Source organism: Colwellia marinimaniae, assembly GCF_002207865.1.
Lineage (GTDB): Bacteria > Pseudomonadota > Gammaproteobacteria > Enterobacterales > Alteromonadaceae > Colwellia > Colwellia marinimaniae.
This window is the reverse complement of record NZ_BDQM01000518.1, coordinates 1-235: the sequence shown is the minus strand read 5'-3', so window position 1 is coordinate 235 and position 235 is coordinate 1. Positions and strand designations below refer to the sequence as shown.

Below are 235 nucleotides of genomic sequence, written 5' to 3'. Positions count from 1 at the left end.
CCACCGGGGTGCCGGTCTTTGTCGCCGCCCGGCGCATCGACGCCGTCCGCGCCCTGCGTGCCCGCTATCCGCAGGTCAACATCATCGTCAGCGACGACGGCCTGCAACACCTGGCCCTGGCGCGGGACATCGAACTGTGCGTGTTCAACGACGAAGGCATTGGCAATGGCTGGCTGCTGCCTGCCGGCCCGCTGCGCGAACCCTGGCCGCGCCCCGTCACCGCCACCCTCTACAC

General features: G+C 70.2%; 1 protein-coding gene. It reads left to right on the top strand.

The genetic code is table 11. The features are described 5' to 3' along the window. Nucleotides 1-235, top strand: a 235-nt coding sequence (locus MTCD1_RS20325; protein ID WP_200818726.1) for a tetraacyldisaccharide 4'-kinase, incomplete at both ends; no start/stop codon positions are given.